Annotated in this window: 32 protein-coding genes; all 32 read left to right on the top strand. The window is 66.8% G+C overall.

The annotated features are described in order from the left end of the window. Positions 1–35 precede the first annotated feature (35 nt). Positions 36–3,935 (top strand): DNA-directed RNA polymerase subunit beta', encoded by a 3,900-nt coding sequence (locus tag KUM39_RS20155; RefSeq protein WP_217787124.1) that lies wholly within the window; start codon positions 36–38, stop codon positions 3,933–3,935. Between the two features lie 354 nt (positions 3,936–4,289). Further along, a complete protein-coding gene (rpsL, locus tag KUM39_RS20150; RefSeq protein WP_003948652.1) occupies positions 4,290–4,661 on the top strand; it encodes a 30S ribosomal protein S12 in 372 nt (123 codons plus the stop codon). Positions 4,662–4,663: 2 nt separating this feature from the next. After that, positions 4,664–5,134: a 30S ribosomal protein S7 gene (gene rpsG, locus KUM39_RS20145; protein ID WP_003974303.1), complete on the top strand. Its 471-nt coding sequence runs from the start codon at positions 4,664–4,666 to the stop codon at positions 5,132–5,134. Between the two features lie 39 nt (positions 5,135–5,173). Beyond that, positions 5,174–7,300 (top strand): elongation factor G, encoded by a 2,127-nt coding sequence (gene fusA / locus KUM39_RS20140; protein ID WP_217787123.1) that lies wholly within the window; start codon positions 5,174–5,176, stop codon positions 7,298–7,300. 155 nt (positions 7,301–7,455) lie between these two features. Beyond that, a complete protein-coding gene (gene tuf, locus KUM39_RS20135) occupies positions 7,456–8,649 on the top strand; it encodes an elongation factor Tu (protein ID WP_217787122.1) in 1,194 nt (397 codons plus the stop codon). A 169-nt stretch (positions 8,650–8,818) separates the two neighbouring features. Then, positions 8,819–9,154, top strand: a complete 336-nt coding sequence (locus KUM39_RS20130) for a hypothetical protein (protein WP_217787121.1) — start codon at positions 8,819–8,821, stop codon at positions 9,152–9,154. Between the two features lie 22 nt (positions 9,155–9,176). Further along, positions 9,177–11,195 (top strand): hypothetical protein, encoded by a 2,019-nt coding sequence (locus KUM39_RS20125; protein ID WP_308288184.1) that lies wholly within the window; start codon positions 9,177–9,179, stop codon positions 11,193–11,195. A 2-nt stretch (positions 11,196–11,197) separates the two neighbouring features. After that, a complete protein-coding gene (locus KUM39_RS20120) occupies positions 11,198–11,716 on the top strand; it encodes a hypothetical protein (RefSeq protein ID WP_217787119.1) in 519 nt (172 codons plus the stop codon). Positions 11,717–11,781: 65 nt separating this feature from the next. Next, positions 11,782–12,417: a serine/arginine repetitive matrix protein 2 gene (locus tag KUM39_RS20115; RefSeq protein ID WP_308288183.1), complete on the top strand. Its 636-nt coding sequence runs from the start codon at positions 11,782–11,784 to the stop codon at positions 12,415–12,417. A gap of 664 nt (positions 12,418–13,081) precedes the next feature. Next, positions 13,082–13,390 carry a 30S ribosomal protein S10 gene (gene rpsJ / locus KUM39_RS20110; RefSeq protein WP_003948644.1) on the top strand — a complete coding sequence of 103 codons (309 nt, stop codon included), beginning with the start codon at positions 13,082–13,084 and terminating at the stop codon, positions 13,388–13,390. Positions 13,391–13,407: 17 nt separating this feature from the next. Then, the gene (gene rplC / locus KUM39_RS20105) at positions 13,408–14,052 is read left to right on the top strand and encodes a 50S ribosomal protein L3 (RefSeq protein WP_217787118.1); all 645 of its coding nucleotides are present in this window, start codon (positions 13,408–13,410) and stop codon (positions 14,050–14,052) included. A 7-nt stretch (positions 14,053–14,059) separates the two neighbouring features. Continuing rightward, the gene (rplD, locus tag KUM39_RS20100; protein ID WP_217787117.1) at positions 14,060–14,716 is read left to right on the top strand and encodes a 50S ribosomal protein L4; all 657 of its coding nucleotides are present in this window, start codon (positions 14,060–14,062) and stop codon (positions 14,714–14,716) included. Beyond that, positions 14,716–15,135 (top strand): 50S ribosomal protein L23, encoded by a 420-nt coding sequence (gene rplW, locus KUM39_RS20095; RefSeq protein ID WP_217787116.1) that lies wholly within the window; start codon positions 14,716–14,718, stop codon positions 15,133–15,135. Before rplD ends, rplW begins: the two co-directional genes overlap by 1 nt. A 38-nt stretch (positions 15,136–15,173) precedes the next feature. Further along, positions 15,174–16,010, top strand: coding sequence for a 50S ribosomal protein L2 (gene rplB, locus KUM39_RS20090; protein ID WP_217787115.1), 837 nt, complete (start codon positions 15,174–15,176; stop codon positions 16,008–16,010). A gap of 12 nt (positions 16,011–16,022) precedes the next feature. Next, entirely contained in the window at positions 16,023–16,304 is a 282-nt protein-coding gene (gene rpsS / locus KUM39_RS20085; protein WP_003974263.1) for a 30S ribosomal protein S19, read from the top strand. A 43-nt stretch (positions 16,305–16,347) separates the two neighbouring features. Then, positions 16,348–16,695, top strand: coding sequence for a 50S ribosomal protein L22 (rplV, locus tag KUM39_RS20080; protein WP_217787114.1), 348 nt, complete (start codon positions 16,348–16,350; stop codon positions 16,693–16,695). Beyond that, positions 16,695–17,519 carry a 30S ribosomal protein S3 gene (rpsC, locus tag KUM39_RS20075; RefSeq protein WP_217787113.1) on the top strand — a complete coding sequence of 275 codons (825 nt, stop codon included), beginning with the start codon at positions 16,695–16,697 and terminating at the stop codon, positions 17,517–17,519. Before rplV ends, rpsC begins: the two co-directional genes overlap by 1 nt. Before the next feature lie 5 nt (positions 17,520–17,524). Next, complete coding sequence (rplP, locus tag KUM39_RS20070) at positions 17,525–17,944, top strand: 50S ribosomal protein L16 (RefSeq protein ID WP_217787112.1); 420 nt, start codon at positions 17,525–17,527, stop codon at positions 17,942–17,944. Beyond that, positions 17,944–18,168, top strand: coding sequence for a 50S ribosomal protein L29 (rpmC, locus tag KUM39_RS20065; protein WP_018564811.1), 225 nt, complete (start codon positions 17,944–17,946; stop codon positions 18,166–18,168). Before rplP ends, rpmC begins: the two co-directional genes overlap by 1 nt. Continuing rightward, positions 18,168–18,449 (top strand): 30S ribosomal protein S17, encoded by a 282-nt coding sequence (gene rpsQ / locus KUM39_RS20060; protein ID WP_217787111.1) that lies wholly within the window; start codon positions 18,168–18,170, stop codon positions 18,447–18,449. Before rpmC ends, rpsQ begins: the two co-directional genes overlap by 1 nt. 105 nt (positions 18,450–18,554) lie before the next feature. Next, a complete protein-coding gene (gene rplN / locus KUM39_RS20055) occupies positions 18,555–18,923 on the top strand; it encodes a 50S ribosomal protein L14 (RefSeq protein WP_003992364.1) in 369 nt (122 codons plus the stop codon). 2 nt (positions 18,924–18,925) lie between these two features. Then, a complete protein-coding gene (gene rplX / locus KUM39_RS20050) occupies positions 18,926–19,249 on the top strand; it encodes a 50S ribosomal protein L24 (RefSeq protein ID WP_033272457.1) in 324 nt (107 codons plus the stop codon). Continuing rightward, on the top strand, positions 19,246–19,803 hold the full coding sequence (gene rplE / locus KUM39_RS20045; protein ID WP_217787145.1) for a 50S ribosomal protein L5: 558 nt from the start codon (positions 19,246–19,248) through the stop codon (positions 19,801–19,803). Before rplX ends, rplE begins: the two co-directional genes overlap by 4 nt. Before the next feature lie 5 nt (positions 19,804–19,808). Further along, positions 19,809–19,994, top strand: a complete 186-nt coding sequence (locus KUM39_RS20040) for a type Z 30S ribosomal protein S14 (RefSeq protein WP_003948630.1) — start codon at positions 19,809–19,811, stop codon at positions 19,992–19,994. A 212-nt stretch (positions 19,995–20,206) separates the two neighbouring features. Continuing rightward, positions 20,207–20,605, top strand: coding sequence for a 30S ribosomal protein S8 (rpsH, locus tag KUM39_RS20035; protein ID WP_217787110.1), 399 nt, complete (start codon positions 20,207–20,209; stop codon positions 20,603–20,605). A gap of 24 nt (positions 20,606–20,629) precedes the next feature. Further along, positions 20,630–21,169: a 50S ribosomal protein L6 gene (rplF, locus tag KUM39_RS20030; RefSeq protein ID WP_217787109.1), complete on the top strand. Its 540-nt coding sequence runs from the start codon at positions 20,630–20,632 to the stop codon at positions 21,167–21,169. A gap of 3 nt (positions 21,170–21,172) precedes the next feature. Next, positions 21,173–21,556, top strand: coding sequence for a 50S ribosomal protein L18 (rplR, locus tag KUM39_RS20025; protein ID WP_053661883.1), 384 nt, complete (start codon positions 21,173–21,175; stop codon positions 21,554–21,556). Between the two features lie 39 nt (positions 21,557–21,595). Next, positions 21,596–22,201, top strand: a complete 606-nt coding sequence (rpsE, locus tag KUM39_RS20020; RefSeq protein ID WP_007494753.1) for a 30S ribosomal protein S5 — start codon at positions 21,596–21,598, stop codon at positions 22,199–22,201. Next, positions 22,201–22,380: a 50S ribosomal protein L30 gene (gene rpmD, locus KUM39_RS20015; protein WP_052580766.1), complete on the top strand. Its 180-nt coding sequence runs from the start codon at positions 22,201–22,203 to the stop codon at positions 22,378–22,380. Before rpsE ends, rpmD begins: the two co-directional genes overlap by 1 nt. A 2-nt stretch (positions 22,381–22,382) precedes the next feature. After that, on the top strand, positions 22,383–22,838 hold the full coding sequence (gene rplO / locus KUM39_RS20010) for a 50S ribosomal protein L15 (RefSeq protein WP_217787108.1): 456 nt from the start codon (positions 22,383–22,385) through the stop codon (positions 22,836–22,838). 234 nt (positions 22,839–23,072) lie between these two features. After that, positions 23,073–24,386 carry a preprotein translocase subunit SecY gene (secY, locus tag KUM39_RS20005; RefSeq protein ID WP_217787107.1) on the top strand — a complete coding sequence of 438 codons (1,314 nt, stop codon included), beginning with the start codon at positions 23,073–23,075 and terminating at the stop codon, positions 24,384–24,386. Next, the gene (locus KUM39_RS20000) at positions 24,386–25,051 is read left to right on the top strand and encodes an adenylate kinase (RefSeq protein ID WP_217787106.1); all 666 of its coding nucleotides are present in this window, start codon (positions 24,386–24,388) and stop codon (positions 25,049–25,051) included. Before secY ends, KUM39_RS20000 begins: the two co-directional genes overlap by 1 nt. The last annotated feature ends 93 nt before the right edge of the window (positions 25,052–25,144 follow it).

The following is a 25,144-nucleotide window of genomic DNA, read 5'->3' as shown; positions in this document are numbered from 1 at the left end:
ACAGACGCAACGACCCTGAGAGGGATTGACGCATAGTGCTCGACGTCAACTTCTTCGACGAGCTCCGGATCGGCCTGGCCACCGCTGACGACATCCGGCAGTGGAGCCACGGCGAGGTCAAGAAGCCCGAGACCATCAACTACCGCACCCTGAAGCCCGAAAAGGACGGACTCTTCTGCGAGAAGATCTTCGGTCCGACCCGGGACTGGGAGTGCTACTGCGGCAAGTACAAGCGTGTCCGCTTCAAGGGCATCATCTGCGAGCGCTGCGGCGTCGAGGTCACTCGCGCCAAGGTGCGCCGTGAGCGGATGGGCCACATCGAGCTGGCCGCTCCCGTCACCCACATCTGGTACTTCAAGGGTGTCCCCTCGCGCCTCGGCTACCTGCTTGACCTGGCGCCCAAGGACCTCGAGAAGGTCATCTACTTCGCGGCGTACATGATCACGTACGTCGATGAGGAGCGCCGTACCCGCGACCTGCCCTCCCTGGAGGCGCACGTCCAGGTGGAGCGCCAGCAGGTCGAGAACCGCCGTGACTCCGACCTGGAGGCCCGCGCCAAGAAGCTCGAGACCGACCTGGCCGAGCTGGAGGCCGAGGGCGCCAAGGCGGACGTGCGCCGCAAGGTGCGCGAGGGCGCCGAGCGCGAGATGAAGCAGCTGCGCGACCGCGCGCAGCGCGAGATCGACCGCCTCGACGAGGTCTGGACCCGGTTCAAGAACCTGAAGGTCCAGGACCTGGAGGGCGACGAGCTGCTCTACCGCGAGCTGCGCGACCGCTTCGGCACCTACTTCGACGGTTCGATGGGCGCCGCCGCGCTGCAGAAGCGGCTGGAGTCCTTCGACCTCGACGAGGAGGCCGAGAAGCTCCGGGAGATCATCCGTACCGGCAAGGGCCAGAAGAAGACCCGTGCGCTCAAGCGCCTCAAGGTCGTCTCCGCGTTCCTTCAGACCTCCAACAGCCCCAAGGGCATGGTGCTGGACTGCGTGCCGGTCATCCCGCCGGACCTGCGTCCGATGGTGCAGCTGGACGGTGGCCGCTTCGCGACCTCCGACCTGAACGACCTGTACCGCCGCGTGATCAACCGCAACAACCGTCTCAAGCGCCTGCTCGACCTGGGTGCGCCGGAGATCATCGTCAACAACGAGAAGCGCATGCTTCAGGAGGCTGTTGACGCCCTCTTCGACAACGGTCGTCGCGGCCGTCCGGTGACCGGTCCCGGCAACCGCCCGCTGAAGTCCCTGAGCGACATGCTCAAGGGCAAGCAGGGCCGTTTCCGTCAGAACCTGCTCGGCAAGCGTGTGGACTACTCCGCGCGTTCCGTGATCGTCGTCGGCCCGCAGCTCAAGCTGCACCAGTGCGGTCTGCCCAAGGCGATGGCGCTGGAGCTGTTCAAGCCGTTCGTGATGAAGCGCCTGGTGGACCTGAACCACGCGCAGAACATCAAGAGCGCCAAGCGCATGGTCGAGCGCGGCCGGACCGTGGTGTACGACGTCCTCGAAGAGGTCATCGCCGAGCACCCGGTGCTGCTGAACCGCGCGCCCACCCTGCACCGCCTCGGCATCCAGGCCTTCGAGCCGCAGCTGGTCGAGGGCAAGGCCATCCAGATCCACCCGCTCGTCTGCACCGCGTTCAACGCGGACTTCGACGGCGACCAGATGGCCGTGCACCTGCCGCTGTCCGCGGAGGCGCAGGCCGAGGCCCGCATCCTGATGCTGTCCTCGAACAACATCCTCAAGCCCGCCGACGGCCGTCCGGTGACGATGCCGACCCAGGACATGGTCCTCGGTCTGTTCTTCCTCACCACCGACGGCGAGCTGCGTGACGTCAAGGGCGAGGGCCGCGCGTTCGGCTCCACGGCCGAGGCGATCATGGCGTTCGACGCCGGTGAGCTGTCGCTCCAGTCCCGCGTGGACATCCGCTTCCCGGTGGGCACCATCCCGCCGCGCGGCTGGACCCCGCCGGAGCGCGAGGAGGGCGAGCCCGAGTGGCAGCAGGGGGACACGTTCCGCCTGAACACCACGCTGGGCCGCGCGCTCTTCAACGAGCTGCTGCCCGAGGACTACCCCTTCGTGGACTACTCGGTCGGCAAGAAGCAGCTCTCCGAGATCGTCAACGACCTCGCCGAGCGCTACCCCAAGGTCATCGTGGCGGCGACGCTCGACAACCTGAAGGCGGCCGGCTTCTTCTGGGCGACCCGTTCCGGTGTCACCGTGGCCATCTCCGACGTCGTCGTCCCCGAGGCGAAGAAGGAGATCGTCCGCGGGTACGAGGCGCAGGACGAGAAGGTCCAGAAGCAGTACGAGCGCGGTCTGATCACCAAGGAAGAGCGCACTCAGGAGCTCATCAACATCTGGACCAAGGCGACCAACGAGGTCGCCGAGGCGATGAACGCGAACTTCCCCAAGACGAACCCCATCTTCATGATGGTTGACTCGGGTGCCCGAGGAAACATGATGCAGATGCGGCAGATCGCCGGTATGCGTGGTCTGGTGTCGAACGCCAAGAACGAGACGATCCCGCGTCCGATCAAGGCGTCCTTCCGTGAGGGCCTGTCCGTGCTGGAGTACTTCATCTCCACCCACGGTGCCCGTAAGGGTCTGGCCGACACCGCCCTGCGTACCGCCGACTCGGGTTACCTGACCCGTCGTCTGGTGGACGTCTCGCAGGACGTCATCATCCGCGAGGAGGACTGCGGCACCGAGCGCGGTCTGAAGCTGCGGATCGCGGACCGCGGCGCCGACGGTGTGCTGCGCAAGGCCGACGACGTCGAGACCAGCGTCTACGCCCGCATGCTCGCCGAGGACGTCGTCATCGACGGCAAGGTGATCGCGCCGGCCAACGTGGACCTCGGCGACGTGCTCATCGACCAGCTCGTGCACCACGGCATCGAGGAGGTCAAGACGCGTTCGATCCTGACCTGTGAGTCGCACGTGGGCACCTGCGCGATGTGCTACGGCCGTTCGCTGGCCACCGGCAAGCTGGTGGACATCGGTGAGGCGGTCGGCATCATCGCCGCCCAGTCCATCGGTGAGCCCGGTACCCAGCTGACGATGCGTACCTTCCACACCGGTGGTGTGGCCGGTGACGACATCACCCAGGGTCTGCCCCGAGTCGTCGAGCTGTTCGAGGCCCGTACGCCGAAGGGTGTCGCCCCGATCTCCGAGGCCAACGGCCGCGTGCGGATCGAGGAGACCGAGAAGACCAAGAAGATCGTCGTCACCCCGGACGACGGCAGCGACGAGACGGCGTTCCCGATCTCCAAGCGTGCCAAGGTCCTGGTCCGCGAGGGCGATCACGTCGAGGTCGGCCAGCAGCTCACCGTGGGTGCCACCAACCCGCACGACGTGCTGCGCATCCTGGGTCAGCGTGCCGTCCAGGTCCACCTGGTCGGCGAGGTCCAGAAGGTCTACAACTCGCAGGGTGTGTCGATCCACGACAAGCACATCGAGATCATCATCCGGCAGATGCTGCGCCGGGTGACGATCATCGAGTCCGGCGACGCCGAGCTGCTGCCCGGCGAGCTGGTCGAGCGCTCGAAGTTCGAGCAGGAGAACCGTCGTGTGGTCCAGGAGGGCGGTCACCCGGCCTCCGGCCGTCCGCAGCTGATGGGTATCACCAAGGCGTCGCTGGCGACGGAGTCGTGGCTCTCCGCGGCCTCCTTCCAGGAGACGACCAGGGTTCTGACGGACGCGGCGATCAACGCCAAGTCCGACTCCCTGATCGGCCTCAAGGAGAACGTCATCATCGGTAAGCTCATCCCGGCCGGTACGGGTCTGTCCCGCTACCGCAACATCCGGGTGGAGCCCACCGAGGAGGCCAAGGCCGCGATGTACTCGGCCGTCGGCTACGACGACATCGACTACTCGCCGTTCGGCACCGGCTCCGGCCAGGCCGTCCCGCTGGAGGACTACGACTACGGTCCGTACAACCAGTAAGCGGTAGTGCGAAGGGCGGCCACCTCCCGTGCGGGGGTGGCCGCCCTTCGGCGTTCCGGGGGGTGCCGGTGTTTCGCCGACTGCGCGCCGAAAAGCACCAGTTCAGCGGGGGCCGTACCGGCCCTGTCGCATTTGTTTTGACCACAGCGTATGAGGTAGGTACCCTCATACCTTGTGCCTGGGGTGTGCCCTGGTTCCCGTGTGTGTCTTAACCGCACGGCGAGCCCTACGCCACCGTGATCCGTGCCTTTCCCGTCTTGCGCGGGAGTCCGACGGATCCGACACACCCGACCGCGTGGGTCGGAGAAGTCCCAGGTTAGCTTCACCATTCGGCACACAGAAACCGGAGAAGTAGTGCCTACGATCCAGCAGCTGGTCCGGAAGGGCCGGCAGGACAAGGTCGAGAAGAACAAGACGCCCGCACTCGAGGGTTCGCCCCAGCGGCGTGGCGTCTGCACGCGTGTGTTCACGACCACCCCGAAGAAGCCGAACTCGGCCCTGCGTAAGGTCGCGCGTGTGCGTCTGACCAGCGGCATCGAGGTCACGGCCTACATTCCGGGTGAGGGACACAACCTGCAGGAGCACTCCATCGTGCTCGTGCGCGGCGGCCGTGTGAAGGACCTGCCGGGTGTTCGCTACAAGATCATCCGCGGTTCGCTCGACACCCAGGGTGTCAAGAACCGCAAGCAGGCTCGCAGCCGTTACGGCGCCAAGAAGGAGAAGTAAGAATGCCTCGTAAGGGCCCCGCCCCGAAGCGCCCGGTCATCATCGACCCGGTCTACGGTTCTCCTCTGGTGACCTCCCTCATCAACAAGGTGCTGCTGAACGGCAAGCGCTCCACCGCCGAGCGCATCGTCTACGGCGCCATGGAGGGCCTGCGCGAGAAGACCGGCAACGACCCGGTCATCACGCTGAAGCGCGCTCTTGAGAACATCAAGCCGACCCTCGAGGTCAAGTCCCGCCGCGTCGGTGGCGCCACGTACCAGGTGCCGATCGAGGTCAAGCCCGGTCGTGCCAACACCCTGGCGCTGCGCTGGCTCGTCGGTTACTCCCGCGCCCGTCGCGAGAAGACGATGACCGAGCGTCTGCTCAACGAGCTTCTCGACGCTTCGAACGGCCTCGGTGCGGCCGTCAAGAAGCGCGAGGACACGCACAAGATGGCCGAGTCCAACAAGGCCTTCGCGCACTACCGCTGGTAGTCGCTACCCACATCGAGACCGAGAGAAGACCGAAGCCTTATGGCTACCACTTCACTTGACCTGGCCAAGGTCCGCAACATCGGGATCATGGCCCACATCGACGCGGGCAAGACGACCACCACCGAGCGGATCCTGTTCTACACCGGTGTGTCGTACAAGATCGGTGAGGTCCACGACGGCGCCGCCACGATGGACTGGATGGAGCAGGAGCAGGAGCGTGGCATCACGATCACCTCTGCTGCCACCACCTGTCACTGGCCGCTGGAAGACGTCGATCACACGATCAACATCATCGACACCCCGGGCCACGTGGACTTCACCGTCGAGGTGGAGCGTTCGCTGCGCGTGCTCGACGGTGCCGTGACGGTGTTCGACGGCGTCGCCGGCGTGGAGCCCCAGTCCGAGACGGTGTGGCGTCAGGCGGACCGCTACGGCGTCCCGCGCATCTGCTTCGTCAACAAGCTCGACCGGACCGGTGCCGAGTTCCACCGCTGCGTGGACATGATCAGCGACCGCCTGGGCGCGCAGCCGATCATCATGCAGCTCCCGATCGGTGCCGAGGCCGACTTCCAGGGCGTCGTGGACCTCGTCCGCATGAAGGCGCTCGTGTGGTCCGCCGAGGCCACCAAGGGCGAGATGTACGACGTCGTGGACATCCCGGACACGCACACCGAGGCTGCCGAGGAGTACCGCGGCAAGCTTCTGGAGGCCGTGGCCGAGAACGACGAGGAGATCATGGAGCTGTACCTGGAGGGCACCGAGCCCTCCGAGGAGCAGCTGTACGCCGCGATCCGTCGTATCACCATCGCGTCCGGCAAGTCCAAGGACATCACCGTCACCCCGGTGTTCTGCGGTACGGCCTTCAAGAACAAGGGCGTTCAGCCCCTGCTCGACGCGGTCGTGCGCTACCTGCCGTCCCCCCTGGACGTCGAGGCCATCGAGGGCCACGACGTGAAGGACCCGGAGACGGTCGTCACGCGCCGCCCCTCGGACGACGAGCCGCTGTCCGCGCTCGCGTTCAAGATCATGAGCGACCCGCACCTCGGCAAGCTCACCTTCGTCCGGGTCTACTCGGGCCGCCTGGAGTCCGGCACCGCGGTGCTGAACTCCGTCAAGGGCAAGAAGGAGCGCATCGGCAAGATCTACCGCATGCACGCGAACAAGCGTGAGGAGATCGACTCGGTGGGCGCCGGCGACATCATCGCCGTGATGGGTCTCAAGCAGACCACCACCGGTGAGACGCTGTGCGACGACAAGCAGCCCGTGATCCTGGAGTCGATGGACTTCCCGGCTCCGGTCATCCAGGTCGCCATCGAGCCCAAGTCGAAGGGCGACCAGGAGAAGCTCGGCGTCGCCATCCAGCGGCTCGCCGAGGAGGACCCGTCGTTCCAGGTCCACTCGGACGAGGAGACCGGCCAGACCATCATCGGCGGTATGGGCGAGCTGCACCTCGAGGTGCTGGTTGACCGCATGCGCCGTGAGTTCAAGGTCGAGGCCAACGTCGGCAAGCCGCAGGTGGCCTACCGCGAGACGATCCGCAAGGCCGTCGAGCGCGTGGACTACACGCACAAGAAGCAGACTGGTGGTACTGGCCAGTTCGCCAAGGTGCAGATCGCGATCGAGCCGATCGAGGGCGGCGACGCCTCGTACGAGTTCGTGAACAAGGTGACCGGTGGCCGCATCCCGAAGGAGTACATCCCTTCGGTGGACGCGGGCGCCCAGGAGGCCATGCAGTTCGGCATCCTGGCCGGCTATGAGATGACCGGTGTCCGTGTCATCCTCATCGACGGTGGCTACCACGAGGTGGACTCCTCGGAGCTCGCCTTCAAGATCGCCGGTTCGCAGGCCTTCAAGGAGGCCGCGCGCAAGGCTTCGCCCGTGCTCCTGGAGCCGATGATGGCCGTCGAGGTCACCACGCCCGAGGACTACATGGGTGAGGTCATCGGCGACATCAACTCCCGCCGTGGCCAGATCCAGGCCATGGAGGAGCGGGCCGGTGCCCGCGTCGTGAAGGGCCTCGTGCCCCTGTCGGAGATGTTCGGCTACGTCGGCGACCTCCGTAGCAAGACCTCGGGTCGCGCGAGCTACTCGATGCAGTTCGACTCCTACGCCGAGGTTCCGCGGAACGTCGCCGAGGAGATCATCGCGAAGGCCAAGGGCGAGTAACGCACCGCGTTTCCACGCTTTAGGCTTGACTCCGGAGCCGCACGGGGCAAACAGCCTCATCGCAGGATGTTTGCCCCGCGTTCCGGGCTTTCCAGCAAAGATCACCTGGCGCCGATGAAGTAAGGCGTACAGAACCACTCCACAGGAGGACCCCAGTGGCGAAGGCGAAGTTCGAGCGGACTAAGCCGCACGTCAACATCGGCACCATCGGTCACATCGACCACGGTAAGACGACCCTCACGGCCGCCATTACCAAGGTGCTGCACGACGCGTACCCGGACCTGAACGAGGCTTCGGCCTTCGACCAGATCGACAAGGCTCCTGAGGAGCGCCAGCGCGGTATCACCATCTCGATCGCGCACGTCGAGTACCAGACGGAGACCCGTCACTACGCCCACGTTGACTGCCCCGGTCACGCGGACTACATCAAGAACATGATCACCGGTGCCGCGCAGATGGACGGCGCGATCCTGGTGGTCGCCGCCACCGACGGCCCGATGCCGCAGACCAAGGAGCACGTGCTCCTGGCCCGCCAGGTCGGCGTTCCGTACATCGTCGTCGCCCTGAACAAGGCCGACATGGTGGACGACGAGGAGATCCTGGAGCTCGTCGAGCTCGAGGTCCGTGAGCTGCTCTCCGAGTACGAGTTCCCGGGCGACGACCTGCCGGTCGTCCGCGTCTCCGCCCTCAAGGCCCTTGAGGGTGACAAGGAGTGGGGCCAGTCCGTCCTCAACCTCATGCAGGCCGTGGACGAGAACATCCCCGAGCCCGAGCGTGACGTGGACAAGCCGTTCCTGATGCCGATCGAGGACGTCTTCACGATCACCGGTCGTGGCACCGTCGTCACCGGTCGTATCGAGCGTGGTGTCCTCAAGGTCAACGAGACCGTGGACATCATCGGCATCAAGACCGAGAAGACCACCACCACGGTCACCGGCATCGAGATGTTCCGCAAGCTGCTCGACGAGGGCCAGGCCGGTGAGAACGTCGGTCTGCTGCTCCGCGGCATCAAGCGCGAGGACGTCGAGCGCGGCCAGGTCATCATCAAGCCGGGCTCGGTCACCCCGCACACCGAGTTCGAGGCGCAGGCGTACATCCTGTCCAAGGACGAGGGTGGCCGTCACACGCCGTTCTTCAACAACTACCGCCCGCAGTTCTACTTCCGCACGACGGACGTGACCGGCGTCGTGACCCTCCCCGAGGGCACCGAGATGGTCATGCCGGGTGACAACACCGAGATGAAGGTGGACCTCATCCAGCCCGTCGCGATGGAAGAGGGCCTGAAGTTCGCCATCCGCGAGGGTGGCCGCACGGTGGGCGCCGGCCAGGTCACCAAGATCAACAAGTGACCCTTGCCGGGGCTTAGCTCCGGTGGCTTTCGGAAGGGCCCGTACGACTCCGGTCGTACGGGCCCTTTCGCGTGTGCGGTGCGGCGCGGCCTTGACCCCGCCGTGACGTGGACCGATCCGTCGCCGTTGGGGTGACCGACAGGTCTCGGTGGTGTGGAAGGGGTTCGGCGTGGGCGGAAGCGGGGCCGGAGCGGCGCTGGTCTCCTCTCCCGAGGAGAAGCGGGCCGCGGCCAGGGTCATCGGGGCGCACATCGAGCCGGACACCCGGACCGCCGGGCGGTGGGCCGACGACGAGACCCGCGCCGCGGTGCGGGCGTTCGAGGACTGGGAGACCGGGGTCGCGCTGCGGGACGCGCACACGGCGTGGGAGACGCAGGTACGGGGGCTGCTGAACCGGCTCGGCGCCGAGCAGGACGCGCTGGGTGCCACCAACACCGTCCTGACCGGCGCCGACCTCGCCGTGGCCCGGCGGACCCGGCACATCTCCGCCTTCGACCGGTACTGACATGCCGGCGTACCACGAGATCGTGAGCACCGACCTGGCCGCGCTCACCGCCGCCGCCGAGCGGTGGGAGGGCATGGCGAAGGAGTTCGCCCGGCAGGAGAAGGCGTACCGCCGGGAGGTGTACGGCATCACGCTCGGGCCCGCCTGGGCGGGGATGAGCGCCGAGGCCGCGCATGGGCGGTTCGGCGTCACACTCAAGGAGTTCGCGTACGCGCAGACGGAGGCGAAGGCGGTCGCCTCCCTGCTGCGGGACGCGCACGCGCAGTTCACCGAGCTGGCCGGTCGGCTGACCGCGTTGCGGCAGGAGGCGCGTGCCGCCGGAGTACGGGTCTCGGAGCGGGGCTTCGTCAGCGCCGATCCCGATCACGGCGACGGCGGCCCCACGGAGGCGGCCGTGCACGGCTGGCAGGAGCGGTTCGACCGCGCGGTGCGGGACGTGACCGACGCGGACGCGGGCGTCCGGATCGCCCTGGCGGCCGTGGTGGCCGACGAGGACCCGCTGGTCGGCGGCCACGGCTTCAACGGCCGTGCGCAGGGGGACATCGAACGGTACGAGGCGCTGGAGGCCGAGGGGCTGCTCAAGCGGCTGAGCGGCGGGGGCACACTGTCCGGGCGTGAACTGGACGAGCTGCGGCGGCAGTTCCGCGACAACGCGGACGACCGGGTGTTCGCCCGTACGCTGCTGGACGGTCTCGGCGCCTCGGGGACGCTGGTCCTCGGCAATGAGCTGAACGATCTCGTCCATGTCCGGGGCGGGCCGGGGGCGGGGACGTACGCCACGATCGAGGCGGGCCTCGCGGACACCCTCGCCACCGCCACGCGGGACACCCGGTCCCCCTGGTACCGGCAGTGGCGGGACGACATGCGGCAGGCAGGCGTCGCGTACTTCGCCACGGACGCGCAGGGGGAGCGACTGGACAAGGCCGTCGGGTACCAGTCCCTGGCGACCCTGATGTCCCACGGGCACGGCTACGCGCCCGTGATGCTCCGGGATCTCACCGACGACATGATCGGCGCGGAGCGGCGGGAGCCGGGGATCTGGCGGCTCCGGGGCGACTACGCGGGCCCGCGCGGGGGATGGTTCGCCAACGATCCGGTGGACGGGATGCTCGGGATCATGAGCCATGACCCGCAGGCGGCAGCCGCCTACCTCGGCTCCGACGAGCGGATGCGGTATCTGACGGGGGAGCGGGACTGGAACGTCGTGCTGCATGGACAGGACGGGGTGAAGGCCGGTTCCGAGACGTCCGCGCCGGACCGGGACGACCGCGCCGGGTTCGGCGCCGCGCTGCGGGCCGCGACCACCGGTGTCGATCCGGCAGATCCGCACGCCCACTACGTCCCGCACAGCGCCGGGAACACCGCCGTCCTCACCTCCGCGCTGCACCATCTCTCCGAGCGGGGTGACGATCTCCCGCCCTCCCTGCGGCGCCCCCTAGCCGCGATCCTCGTCAATCACGGGGCCACCGTGCACGCCTCCATGAGCGAGATCGACATCTCCCGCTCGCCCCTGGCGCAGGACGAACTCTTCGAGGTGGTCAAGCAGGTGTCCAAGGACGAGGGTGCCTACGGGACGCTCAACGGTGGGCTCAACCAGGCGATGGTCGCCGGAATGCACGGCGACGGCGGCGCCCATTCCGGCGAGTCCCTGAACCGCGCCGGCCGCACGGTCGGCTTCCTGGAGGAAGCCCGCATCCAGTCCCAGGGCGACCCCAAGACCGCCGAGTTCGAGACCAAGCCGTTCTTCGACACGGCCATCAGCTATATCCCGGTGGTCAGCGATGATGTGCAGGCGGGATTCGATTACGTCACGGATCAGTGGTTGGCGGATGAGCAGGAGAGGTTGGACAAGAAGCAGTCTGCCGACAACGTCCAGGCGTATTCGGCGCGCAATCAGCAGTTGGTCGCACTGGCGCGGGAATGGTCGAGAGTGCATGGGACGGATGGGGATTCTCATTTCGACCCGCAGACGGAAATCAGCAGGTCGGCCAGTGACGGTATCGACCACGCGACGGGAATCTCCGGAGTGGTGCCCAAGTGAACATGCGCCCGACTGCCCTGTGGCTGGGCCTCGCCCTCCTCCTCACGGCCTGCGCCGGACCCGCACAGGATGCGGCGCCGGATGTCATCTGCGGGACCCGCGTGGACCCCGCACTCACCCGTGAACTCGTCCCGACGGCCGAGGACTGGCACGAAAGCAGCCGAGTGGACCGGGAGTCGGCGGTCTCCGCCCCCTGCCTGGTCTCTGCGGGACAGCACACCGTGCTGAGTCTCAGGTTCTCCTGGCGGCCGGTGGCGACCGACCTGACCTACCTGGCCACGGGTACGGGCACGGTCTCCGGTATCAGCCGTCCCCGAAAGATCGACCTCGGCACCGCATCGCTTCTCGGGAACGATGGAGCGATTTCCCAGACGCCCTGCCGGACGAAAAGCGGGAACTACTTCACCCTCACCCTTCAACTGCCCGGTATCAAACCGGCCGATGAATCCCATCGTGCCGACATCGAGAAGTTCATGCGGGCCTATTTTCCGGCGACGGTCAGGACACTGGGGTGCCGGTGAAGGTGTAGGGCGGTCGGCGGGCTTCGTGTTTCTGTGCCGTGGAGCGTGACGTACGATGCGCGACCGTGGCGATACAGAATCCGAACGTGTGGGGACCGAGTCCGGGTGTCGCGGGGAAGGATCTGCGGCCCCGGCGGTTCTGGTATCTCGTGGCCGCGCTGACAGCGCTCGTGCTGGGCGGGATCGGGGTCGCGCTCATCGTGGCGACCGTACGGGACTCGGTGAACTCGGTGGACACCAGCAGGAGTTTCGCCGGTGGTGAGGTGCGGACGTTCCATCTCGTGCGGGGAGAGACGAAGGCGATCTACGTCTCCCAGGCCGGACAGGGCGACATCCGGTGTTCGATCCCGGAGCCGTGGTCCGGCTCGATGACCCAGCCGGACAGCAGTTTCCGTGTCACCTCGTCGTCCCGGACCTGGGAGCGCGTCTTCGAGGTGCGGCCAGGAGCCACCGGCGACTACGCGCTCACCTGCACCTCGGAGCGGTCGGCCGTGTTCGCGTTGGGGGACCCGCCACACGTGGGAGCCACGATCGGCCGGATCGCCGTCGCTGTCGGCTGCCTCCTCGCCGCGGTCGTCGGTGCCGTGACCATCGTCGTCGTCACCGCGGTGCGCCGTAGCCGCCATCGTCGGCGCCTCGCTGCCGGATGGGCGTCCCCGCCCCCGTGGGGCTCCTCGCCCTACGGCGGTCCGCTGCCCTAGCGGATGTCGTCTTCCACGCGCCGCACGCAAGCGCCGACGGCGCGCGGATGCGGTGACGGGCTTACGGGGAACGCCGGTTGACGGGGGAGGGCTTCATGGCGGGCATCGGACCAGGGCGTGGTCTCCTATGGCACCGCCGGGCGCGCAAGCGGCGCCCGGCAGGCGGACCCCGGTGAGGCGCGCTCGGCGGGTTCAACGGCCTGGCGCAGGGCGGCCTCGGCGCCTGCAACCCCCTCGCGGACCCGCCTCGGTTTGACCTGTGTCACCTTCGGGGTAATCTCATCGGCTCGATTGGCGGACGGGGTGCCCCATATGGCAGACTGTCCGAGTTGCTCGGTCGAGTGTTGATGCTGTGCGCCTCCCGCCGGGAGGACCGGAAGCGAGTCCCACAGTACTCGTCGCCCCAACTGCCTTCGTGGCAGCGCTGAGGCGGACGTACGGGAATCTTCCGGGAAGCGCGGTGCAGCGCCGGCCAGGCGCCCGGTGGGCCTTCCGCCCCCGGTCTGCGGTTCCGGTAGGGCCGTGTGCATTCCCGCTGGGATGTCCGAACAAGGGGCATCCACGTCAGCGAGAGCGCGACACGCCCGACCGCGTGGGTCGGAGAGCGGTGCTGACGGAACGCCGGGTTCCAGAGCGTAAGAAGAGACAGGACTACGGAGTAGCCATGGCGGGACAGAAGATCCGCATTCGGCTCAAGGCCTACGACCACGAGGTCATCGACTCCTCGGCGAAGAAGATCGTCGAGACGGTGACCCGCACTGGTGCGTCGGTCGCGGGCCCGGTGCCGCTGCCCACTGAGAAGAACGTGTACTGCGTCATCAAGTCGCCGCACAAGTACAAGGACTCGCGCGAGCACTTCGAGATGCGCACGCACAAGCGCCTGATCGACATCCTCGACCCGACGCCCAAGACCGTTGACTCTCTGATGCGACTCGACCTCCCGGCCGGTGTCGATATCGAGATCAAGCTCTGAGGGCCGGTGAGCTGAAGATGACCAAGCAGATCAAGGGCATCCTGGGCGAGAAGCTCGGCATGACGCAGGTGTGGGACGAGAACAACCGTGTCGTCCCGGTCACCGTCGTCAAGGCCGGCCCCAACGTCGTCACCCAGGTCCGTACGAACGACGTGGACGGCTACGAGTCGGTCCAGATCGCCTTCGGCGAGATCGACCCGCGCAAGGTGAACAAGCCCCTCAAGGGCCACTTCGCCAAGGCCGACGTCACGCCGCGCCGTCACCTCGTCGAGCTCCGCACGTCGGACGCCTCCGAGTACACGCTGGGACAGGAGATCACCGCCGAGGTGTTCGAGTCCGGCGTGAAGGTCGATGTGACCGGCAAGAGCAAGGGCAAGGGCTTCGCCGGTGTCATGAAGCGTCACAACTTCAAGGGCCTCGGCGCCGGTCACGGCACCCAGCGCAAGCACCGCTCCCCCGGTTCCATCGGTGGCTGTGCCACTCCGGGCCGCGTGTTCAAGGGCCTCCGCATGGCGGGTCGCATGGGCAACGAGCGGGTCACCACCCAGAACCTGACCGTCCACGCCGTTGACGCGGAGAAGGGTCTGCTGCTCATCAAGGGCGCGGTTCCCGGTCCGAACGGCGGCCTCGTCCTGGTCCGCACCGCGGCCAAGGGGGCCTGAGGTACCGATGAGCACTGTTGACATCCTTTCGCCTGCCGGCGAGAAGACCGGTAGCGTCGAGCTCCCCGCGGAGATCTTCGGCGTGGAGAAGATCAGCATCCCGCTGATCCACCAGGTCGTCGTCGCGCAGAACGCGGCTGCCCGTCAGGGCACGCACAAGACCAAGACTCGTGGCGAGGTCCGCGGCGGTGGCAAGAAGCCGTACCGCCAGAAGGGCACAGGCCGCGCCCGTCAGGGCTCGACCCGCGCGCCGCAGTTCGCCGGTGGTGGCGTCGTGCACGGTCCCGTGCCGCGCGACTACTCGCAGCGCACCCCGAAGAAGATGAAGGCCGCCGCCCTGCGGCACGCCCTCACCGACCGGGCCCGCGCCAACCGCATCCACGTCGTCTCCGGCGTGATCGCGGGCGAGACCCCCTCCACGAAGGCCGCGAAGAGCCTGTTCGGCAAGATCTCGGAGCGCAAGAACCTGCTCCTGGTCGTCGAGCGCGCCGACGAGGCCGCGTGGCTGTCCGCCCGCAACCTGCCCCAGGTCCACATCCTGGAGCCGGGCCAGCTGAACACGTACGACGTGATCGTCTCGGACGACGTGGTCTTCACCCAGGCCGCACTCGAGTCCTTCGTGTCTGGCCCCAAGGCCGTTGACACCGAAGGGAGCGAAGCCTGATGGCCACGCGTCACCCGAGCATCGCCTCGAAGGCGGCCAAGGCCGCCAAGGCCGCGCGCGTCGCCAAGGCGAAGCGCCACGCCACCGAGGGCAAGAACACTGTCGAGACCCCGCTCAGCAAGTCGTTCACGGACCTCCGTGACGTGCTGCTGAAGCCGGTCGTCTCGGAGAAGAGCTACGCCCTCCTGGACGAGAACAAGTACACGTTCATCGTCGCTCCGAACGCCAACAAGACCCAGATCAAGCAGGCCGTCCAGTCGGTCTTCTCGGTCAAGGTCACCGGGGTCAACACGATCAACCGCGCCGGCAAGCGCAAGCGCACCCGCACCGGCTTCGGCCAGCGCGCGGCGACCAAGCGCGCGATCGTGACCCTCGCCGAGGGCGACCGTATCGACATCTTCGGCGGTCCGGCCGCGTAAGCGGGTCGGATCGTCCGATATCGGACGAGGACTGAGAAATGGGAATCCGCAAGTACAAGCCGACTACGCCGGGCCGTCGTGGCGCCAGCGTCGCCGACTTCGTCGAGGTCACGCGGTCCACGCCGGAGAAGTCGCTGGTCCGCCCCCTGCACAGCAAGGGCGGCCGTAACAACGCCGGTCGTGTGACCGTTCGCCACCAGGGTGGCGGACACAAGCGCGCCTACCGCGTGATCGACTTCCGTCGTCACGACAAGGACGGCGTGCCGGCGAAGGTCGCGCACATCGAGTACGACCCGAACCGCACCGCGCGCATCGCGCTGCTGCACTACGCCGACGGCGAGAAGCGCTACATCCTCGCCCCGCGCAACCTGCAGCAGGGTGACCGCGTCGAGAACGGTCCGGGCGCCGACATCAAGCCGGGCAACAACCTGGCGCTCCGCAACATCCCGGTCGGTACCACGATCCACGCGATCGAGCTCCGTCCCGGTGGCGGTGCCAAGTTCGCCCGCTCCGCCGGTACCTCCGTGCAGCTGCTCGCGAAGGAGGGCTCGATGGCCCACCTCCGCATGCCGTCCGGTGAGATCCGCCTGGTCGATGTCCGCTGCCGCGCCACCATCGGCGAGGTCGGCAACGCCGAGCAGTCGAACATCAACTGGGGCAAGGCCGGTCGCAAGCGGTGGCTGGGCGTTCGCCCGACCGTCCGTGGTGTGGTCATGAACCCGGTGGACCACCCGCACGGTGGTGGTGAGGGCCGGACCTCCGGTGGTCGTCACCCCGTGTCCCCGTGGGGCAAGAAGGAAGGCCGTACTCGTTCGCCCAAGAAGGCGTCGAACAAGTACATCGTCCGCCGCCGCAAGACGAACAAGAAGCGCTAAGGACGGGTTGAGATGCCTCGTAGCTTGAAGAAGGGGCCCTTCGTAGACGACCACCTGATCAAGAAGGTGGACACGCAGAACGAAGCCGGCACCAAGAACGTCATCAAGACCTGGTCCCGTCGCTCGATGATCGTCCCGGCCATGCTCGGTCACACGATCGCGGTGCACAACGGCAAGACCCACATCCCGGTGTTCGTCACCGAGTCGATGGTCGGCCACAAGCTCGGCGAGTTCTCGCCGACGCGCACCTTCCGGGGCCACGTCAAGGACGACCGGAAGTCGAAGCGCCGCTAACAGCGGATCGCATTCAGACACGTAAGAAACTGAAGGGACAACCATGGAAGCCAGGGCCCAGGCGCGGTACATCCGCGTCACGCCCATGAAGGCCCGCCGCGTGGTGGACCTCATCCGTGGCATGGATGCCACGGAGGCCCAGGCCGTCCTGCGATTCGCTCCGCAGGCAGCCTCGGTGCCGGTGGGCAAGGTGCTGGACAGCGCCATCGCCAACGCCGCGCACAACTACGACCACTCCGACGCCGACAGCCTCTTCATTTCCGAGGCCTACGTTGACGAGGGCCCGACCCTGAAGCGGTTCCGGCCGCGCGCCCAGGGCCGTGCCTACCGGATCCGCAAGCGGACCAGCCACATCACCGTGGTCGTCAGCAGCAAGGAAGGAACCCGGTAATGGGCCAGAAGGTAAACCCGCACGGGTTCCGGCTCGGTATCACAACCGACTTCAAGTCGCGTTGGTACGCCGACAAGCTGTACAAGGACTACGTCAAGGAAGACGTCGCCATCCGTCGGATGATGACGTCCGGCATGGAGCGCGCCGGTATCTCCAAGGTGGAGATCGAGCGCACCCGTGACCGCGTGCGGGTGGACATCCACACCGCTCGTCCGGGCATCGTCATCGGCCGCCGCGGCGCCGAGGCCGACCGCATCCGCGGCGACCTGGAGAAGCTGACCGGCAAGCAGGTCCAGCTGAACATCCTCGAGGTCAAGAACCCCGAGACGGACGCTCAGCTGGTGGCCCAGGCCGTCGCCGAGCAGCTCTCCTCCCGCGTCTCCTTCCGGCGTGCCATGCGCAAGAGCATGCAGTCGTCGATGAAGGCCGGCGCCAAGGGCATCAAGATCCAGTGCGGCGGTCGCCTCGGCGGCGCCGAGATGTCCCGCTCGGAGTTCTACCGCGAGGGCCGTGTGCCCCTGCACACGCTCCGCGCGAACGTGGACTACGGCTTCTTCGAGGCCAAGACGACCTTCGGCCGCATCGGCGTGAAGGTCTGGATCTACAAGGGCGACGTGAAGAACATCGCCGAGGTCCGCGCCGAGAACGCCGCTGCCCGTGCGGGTAACCGCCCGGCGCGCGGCGGTGCCGACCGCCCGGCCCGTGGTGGCCGCGGTGGCGAGCGGCGCGGTCGCAAGCCGCAGCAGGCTGCTGGTTCCGAGGCCCCCAAGGCCGAGGCTCCCGCCGCCGCCGCTCCGGCCGAGAGCACCGGAACGGAGGCCTGACCGAAATGCTGATCCCCCGTAGGGTCAAGCACCGCAAGCAGCACCACCCGAAGCGCAGCGGTATGTCCAAGGGTGGCACGCAGGTTGCGTTCGGCGAGTACGGCATCCAGGCGCTGACCCCGGCCTACGTGACGAACCGCCAGATCGAGGCGGCCCGTATCGCGATGACCCGCCACATCAAGCGTGGCGGCAAGGTCTGGATCAACATCTACCCGGACCGTCCCCTCACCAAGAAGCCCGCCGAGACCCGCATGGGTTCCGGTAAGGGCTCCACGGAGTGGTGGATCGCCAACGTCAAGCCCGGACGCGTCATGTTCGAGCTGTCGTACCCCAACGAGAAGATCGCCCGTGAGGCGCTGACTCGTGCGGCCCACAAGCTGCCGATGAAGTGCCGGATCGTCAAGCGCGAGGCAGGTGAAGCGTGATGTCGGCCGGTACCAAGGCGTCCGAGCTGCGCGAGCTGGGCAACGAGGAGCTTCTTGGCAAGCTCCGCGAGGCCAAGGAAGAGCTGTTCAACCTCCGCTTCCAGGCGGCCACGGGTCAGCTCGAGAACCACGGCCGTCTGAAGGCGGTCCGCAAGGACATCGCGCGGATCTACACCCTGATGCGCGAGCGTGAGCTGGGCATCGAGACGGTGGAGAACGCCTGATGAGCGAGAAGAACGTGACTGAGCAGAACGAGCGCAACGCCCGCAAGACCCGTGAGGGTCTGGTCGTCAGCGACAAGATGGACAAGACCGTCGTCGTCGCCGTCGAGGACCGCGTGAAGCACGCGCTCTACGGCAAGGTCCTGCGCCGTACCAACAAGCTCAAGGCCCACGACGAGCAGAACGCCGCCGGCATCGGTGACCGCGTCCTCCTGATGGAGACGCGGAAGCTGTCCGCCTCGAAGCACTGGCGTGTCGTCGAGATCCTCGAGAAGGCCAAGTAGTAATTCCTGCGGGGCAGTTGCCCCGCAGGACAGTTCCGCCAGGCTCGGCCGGGGTGCCGTCACAGGCACCCCGGCCGGGAACCGGCAGACAATCAGGAGATAGACGTGATCCAGCAGGAGTCGCGACTGCGCGTCGCCGACAACACTGGTGCGAAGGAGATCCTTTGCATCCGTGTGCTCGGTGGCTCCGGTCGCCGCTACGCGGGCATCGGTGACGTCATCGTCGCCACCGTCAAGGACGCGATCCCCGGCGGCAACGTGAAGAAGGGTGACGTCATCAAGGCCGTCATCGTTCGCACCGTCAAGGAGCGCCGCCGTCCGGACGGCTCGTACATCCGCTTCGACGAGAACGCCGCCGTCATTCTGAAGAACGACGGCGACCCTCGCGGCACCCGTATCTTCGGCCCGGTCGGCCGTGAGCTGCGCGAGAAGAAGTTCATGAAGATCATCTCGCTCGCGCCGGAGGTGCTGTAAGCATGAAGATCAAGAAGGGCGACCTGGTCCAGGTCATCACCGGCAAGGACAAGGGCAAGCAGGGCAAGGTCATTGCCGCTTTCCCGCGCGAGGACCGCGTCCTGGTCGAGGGTGTCAACCGGGTCAAGAAGCACACCAAGGCCGGCCCCACCGCCAGCGGTTCCCAGGCCGGCGGCATCGTGACCACCGAGGCCCCGATCCACGTGTCCAACGTTCAGCTGGTCGTGGAGAAGGACGGCAACAAGGTCGTCACGCGTGTCGGTTACCGCTTCGACGACGAGGGCAACAAGATCCGCGTTGCCAAGCGGACGGGTGAGGACATCTGATGGCTACCACCACTCCGCGTCTGAAGCAGAAGTACCGCGAGGACATCGCGGGCAAGCTGCGTGACGAGTTCAAGTACGAGAACGTCATGCAGATCCCCGGCCTCGTCAAGATCGTGGTCAACATGGGTGTCGGCGACGCCGCCCGTGACTCGAAGCTCATCGAGGGCGCGATCCGCGACCTGACCACCATCACCGGTCAGAAGCCGGCCGTCACCAAGGCCCGCAAGTCCATCGCGCAGTTCAAGCTGCGCGAGGGTCAGCCGATCGGTGCCCACGTCACGCTCCGTGGCGACCGCATGTGGGAGTTCCTGGACCGCACCCTGTCGCTGGCGCTCCCGCGCATCCGCGACTTCCGCGGCCTGTCCCCCAAGCAGTTCGACGGCCGTGGCAACTACACCTTCGGTCTCACGGAGCAGGTCATGTTCCACGAGATCGACCAGGACAAGATCGACCGCGTCCGGGGTATGGACATCACCGTGGTCACCACGGCGACCAACGACGCTGAGGGCCGCGCGCTCCTTCGTCACCTCGGCTTCCCGTTCAAGGAGGCGTGAGCGAGATGGCGAAGAAGGCTCTGATCGCTAAGGCTGCTCGCAAGCCCAAGTTCGGGGTGCGGGGCTACACGCGCTGCCAGCGCTGCGGCCGTCCGCACTCCGTGTACCGCAAGTTCGGCCTGTGCCGCGTGTGCCTTCGTGAGATGGCTCACCGTGGCGAGCTGCCGGGCGTGACCAAGAGCTCCTGGTAATCCCCCCTTTAGGGATTCCGGAGACTCTCGGTAAGCATCTGGGCAAGGCAGGGGCCCCGCTCCACATGCCGTAGGCTTGTGGGGTTGGGCGCCTGCCGCGCCCGTACGACTTACTACGCCGTAGGTCCACCGCGCCGCACCCGTCCCGTCTCGGATCGGGGAGAGGGATGGCGCACCAGGAAACCCCGGCGAGAGAGGCCGAAGGCCAATTCATGACCATGACTGATCCGATCGCAGACATGCTTACGCGTCTGCGGAACGCGAACTCGGCATACCACGACTCCGTGGCGATGCCGGCGTCCAAGATCAAGTCTCACATCGCGGAGATCCTCCAGCAGGAGGGCTTCATCACGGGCTGGAAGGTCGAGGACGCCGAGGTCGGCAAGTCCCTCGTCCTGGAGCTGAAGTTCGGCCCCAACCGTGAGCGCTCCATCGCGGGCATCAAGCGGATCTCCAAGCCCGGTCTCCGGGTGTACGCGAAGTCCACCAGCTTGCCGAAGGTGCTCGGCGGCCTGGGCGTGGCGATCATCTCCACGTCGCACGGGCTCCTCACCGACAAGCAGGCCGGCAAGAAGGGCGTGGGTGGGGAAGTCCTCGCCTACGTCTGGTAGCGGAAGGGAACGGAGGAAACAGCTATGTCGCGTATTGGCAAGCTCCCCATCACGGTTCCCGCCGGCGTGGACGTCACCATCGACGGCCGTACGGTCTCGGTCAAGGGCCCCAAGGGCACGCTGACCCACACCGTCGTCGCGCCGATCGACATCGTCAAGGGTGAGGACGGCGTTCTGAACGTCACCCGTCCGAACGACGAGCGTCAGAACAAGGCCCTGCACGGCCTGTCCCGCACGCTGGTGGCGAACATGATCACCGGCGTGACCCAGGGTTACGTGAAGAAGCTCGAAATCAGCGGTGTCGGTTACCGAGTGACCGCCAAGGGTTCGAACCTGGAGTTCGCTCTCGGCTACAGCCACCCGATCACCGTCGAAGCGCCCGAGGGAATCACCTTCAAGGTGGAGAACCCGACCCGATTCCAGGTCGAGGGCATCGACAAGCAGAAGGTCGGCGAGGTTGCGGCCAACATCCGCAAGCTGCGCAAGCCCGACCCGTACAAGGCCAAGGGCGTCAAGTACGAGGGCGAAGTCATCCGCCGCAAGGTCGGAAAGGCGGGTAAGTAACACATGGCATACGGGCAGAAGATCCTCAAGGGCGACGCCTACAAGCGCGCCGCGATCAAGCGCCGCCACATCCGGATCCGTAAGAACCTTTCCGGTACGGCGGAGCGTCCCCGTCTGGTCGTTACCCGCTCCAACCGCCACATCGTGGCGCAGGTGATCGACGACCTCAAGGGCCACACCCTGGCCTCCGCGTCCACTCTGGACGCGTCGGTTCGCGGTGGCGAGGGCGACAAGTCGGCACAGGCCAAGCAGGTCGGCGCCCTGGTCGCCGAGCGCGCCAAGGCCGCCGGTGTCGAGGCTGTCGTGTTCGACCGTGGTGGCAACCAGTACGCCGGGCGCATCGCCGCCCTGGCGGACGCCGCCCGCGAAGCCGGGCTCAAGTTCTGAGCCTGCCGTAGCTAGCGGAAACAGAGAGAGGTAATTCCAATGGCTGGACCCCAGCGCCGCGGTGGCGGTGCCGGTGGCGGCGAGCGGCGGGACCGGAAGGGCCGTGACGGCGGCGCTGCTGCCGCCGAGAAGACCGCGTACGTTGAGCGCGTTGTCGCGATCAACCGCGTCGCCAAGGTTGTGAAGGGTGGTCGTCGCTTCAGCTTCACCGCGCTGGTCGTGGTGGGCGATGGTGACGGCACCGTCGGTGTCGGTTACGGCAAGGCCAAGGAGGTGCCGGCCGCCATCGCCAAGGGTGTTGAGGAGGCCAAGAAGCACTTCTTCAAGGTCCCCCGTATCCAGGGCACCATCCCGCACCCCATCCAGGGTGAGAAGGCTGCTGGCGTCGTGCTGCTCAAGCCCGCGTCCCCGGGTACCGGCGTTATCGCCGGTGGTCCGGTGCGTGCCGTGCTCGAGTGCGCCGGTATCCACGACATCCTGTCGAAGTCGCTCGGCTCCGACAACGCGATCAACATCGTGCACGCCACCGTGGCGGCCCTCAAGGGCCTGCAGCGTCCGGAGGAGGTCGCGGCCCGCCGCGGTCTGCCTCTTGAGGACGTCGCCCCCGCGGCTCTGCTGCGTGCGCGTGCCGGGGCTGGTGCGTAATGGCACAGCTCAAGATCACGCAGGTCAAGTCGTACATCGGCAGCAAGCAGAACCACCGCGACACCCTGCGGTCCCTTGGTCTCAAGGGCATCAACACGCAGGTCGTCAAGGAGGACCGCCCCGAGTTCCGCGGCATGGTGCACACCGTCCGCCACCTCGTGACGGTTGAGGAGGTCTGATCATGGCGGAGCACAACCCGCTCAAGATCCACAACCTCCGTCCCGCCCCCGGCGCCAAGACCGCCAAGACCCGTGTCGGTCGTGGTGAGGCGTCGAAGGGTAAGACGGCCGGTCGTGGTACCAAGGGCACCAAGGCCCGTTACCAGGTTCCGGAGCGCTTCGAGGGTGGCCAGATGCCCCTCCACATGCGTCTCCCGAAGCTCAAGGGCTTCAAGAACCCGTTCAAGACCGAGTACCAGGTCGTGAACCTCGACAAGCTGGCCGCGCTCTACCCCGAGGGTGGCGAGGTCACCGTCGAGGGTCTGGTGGCCAAGGGTGCCGTTCGCAAGAACAGCCTCGTCAAGGTCCTGGGCCAGGGCGAGGTCTCCGTGGCGCTGCAGGTGACGGTCGATGCCGTCTCCGGCTCCGCCAAGGAGAAGATCACCGCCGCCGGCGGTACGGTCACCGAGCTGGTCTGAGTCCCTCGGACACCTCGATGACATGAGCGATCCCAACCGGGGATACCCCACAAAAGGGGTATCCCCGGTTGGTCGTTCCTAGGGCAGCGGTCCCGCAGGTATGGTGGCCAGCACTGCCCACTTACAAAGGACGCCCCACATGGGGCACCCTGAGCGGCAGTTGGCCGTTATCCATTCGTCGAACCTCAAGACCGTCACCCTTGACGCAGTTGCGCGGGGGTCGCAGGAGGCACCGTGCTCACCGCGTTCGCCCAGGCGTTCAGGACGCCCGACCTGCGTAAGAAGCTCCTCTTCACGCTGGCCATCATCGTGGTGTACCGGGTGGGTACCCATGTACCCATTCCGGGCGTCAACTACAAGGCCGTCCAGCAGTGCATGGACGAGGCGTCCGCCAACCAGGGCCTCTTCGGACTGGTCAACATGTTCAGCGGTGGCGCTCTGCTGCAGATCACCATCTTCGCGCTCGGCATCATGCCGTACATCACGGCCAGCATCATCCTTCAGCTGCTGACCGTGGTCATCCCCCGTCTGGAAGCCCTCAAGAAGGAGGGACAGGCGGGTACCACGAAGATCACGCAGTACACCCGTTATCTCACGGTGGCGCTGGCCATCCTCCAGGGCACCGGCCTCGTCGCCACCGCCCGCAGCGGCGCGCTCTTCAGCGGCTGCCAGGTGGCCAACTCGATCGTCCCGAGCCAGCAGATCTTCACCACCATCACGATGGTCATCTGCATGACCGCGGGTACGGCCGTGGTGATGTGGCTCGGCGAGCTGATCACCGACCGCGGTATCGGCAACGGCATGTCGATCCTGATGTTCATCTCGATCGCCGCCACCTTCCCGGGCGCGCTGTGGGCCATCAAGAAGCAGGGCACCCTGGCCGACGGCTGGATCGAGTTCGGCACCGTGATCCTGGTCGGCCTCGTCATGGTCGCGCTGGTGGTCTTCGTGGAGCAGGCCCAGCGCCGTGTCCCGGTGCAGTACGCGAAGCGCATGATCGGCCGCCGGTCCTACGGCGGCACCTCGACGTACATCCCGCTCAAGGTGAACCAGGCCGGTGTCATCCCGGTGATCTTCGCCTCGTCGCTGCTCTACATCCCGGCGCTGGTGGCCCAGTTCGCGGGCGGCACCTCGGGGTGGAAGACCTGGATCGAGCAGAACCTCACCAAGGGCGACCACCCGATCTACATCGCTTCGTACTTCCTGCTCATCGTCTTCTTCGCCTTCTTCTACGTGGCCATCTCGTTCAACCCCGAAGAAGTCGCCGACAACATGAAGAAGTATGGTGGGTTCATTCCGGGTATCCGTGCCGGTCGGCCCACCGCTGAGTACCTCAGCTACGTGCTGAACCGGATCACCTGGCCGGGTTCGCTGTACCTGGGTCTGATCGCTCTCGTGCCGACAATGGCGTTGGTGGGCTTCGGAGCAAGCCAGAACTTCCCGTTCGGCGGGACCAGCATCCTCATCATCGTGGGTGTCGGCCTGGAGACGGTGAAGCAGATCGAGAGCCAGCTCCAGCAGCGCAATTACGAAGGGTTCCTCCGCTGATGCGTATCGTCCTCGTCGGGCCGCCGGGCGCCGGTAAGGGAACGCAGGCCGTCCGCCTCGCCGAGAAGCTGGCCGTCCCGCACATCTCCACGGGCGACCTGTTCCGGGCCAACATCAGCCGGCAGACCGAGCTGGGCAAGCTCGCCAAGTCCTACATGGATGCCGGCAACCTGGTGCCCGACGAGGTCACCATCGCGATGGCCAAGGACCGCATGGAGCAGCCGGACGCCGTGAACGGCTTCCTGCTCGACGGCTTCCCGCGCAACGTCTCGCAGGCCGAGGCGCTGGACGCACTGCTCCGCGACGAGGGCATCACGCTGGACGCCGTCCTGGACCTGGAGGTCCCGGAGGAGGAGGTCGTCAAGCGCATCGCCGGCCGCCGCGTCTGCCGCAACGAGTCGGCGCACGTCTTCCACGTCACCTACAGCCCGCCCGAGCGGCAGGGCGTGTGCGACGTGTGCGGCGGCGAGCTGTACCAGCGCGACGACGACTCCGAGGACACGGTCCGCACCCGGCTGGAGGTCTACCACACGCAGACCGAGCCGATCATCGACTACTACAAGTCGCAGGGCCTGGTCCGCACGATCTCCTCGCTCGGCCCGGTGGACGAGATCACCGAGCGGGCGCTGGAAGCCCTCAAGGGCGAGAAGGCCGAGAACAAGTAGGACCCGGCCCTTCCCCGGCCGCGGTGCCCCCGAGGGCGCCGCGGCCGTACTGTTGTCCAGGCGGCACCCGCCGTGGTGACAACGCCCCAGCAA

Origin of the sequence: Streptomyces corallincola, from assembly GCF_019104725.1 — a bacterium.
GTDB classification, from domain to species: domain Bacteria; phylum Actinomycetota; class Actinomycetes; order Streptomycetales; family Streptomycetaceae; genus Streptomyces; species Streptomyces corallincola.
The sequence above is the reverse complement of the archived record's forward strand: the minus strand, read 5'-3'. Positions and strand labels throughout refer to the sequence as shown.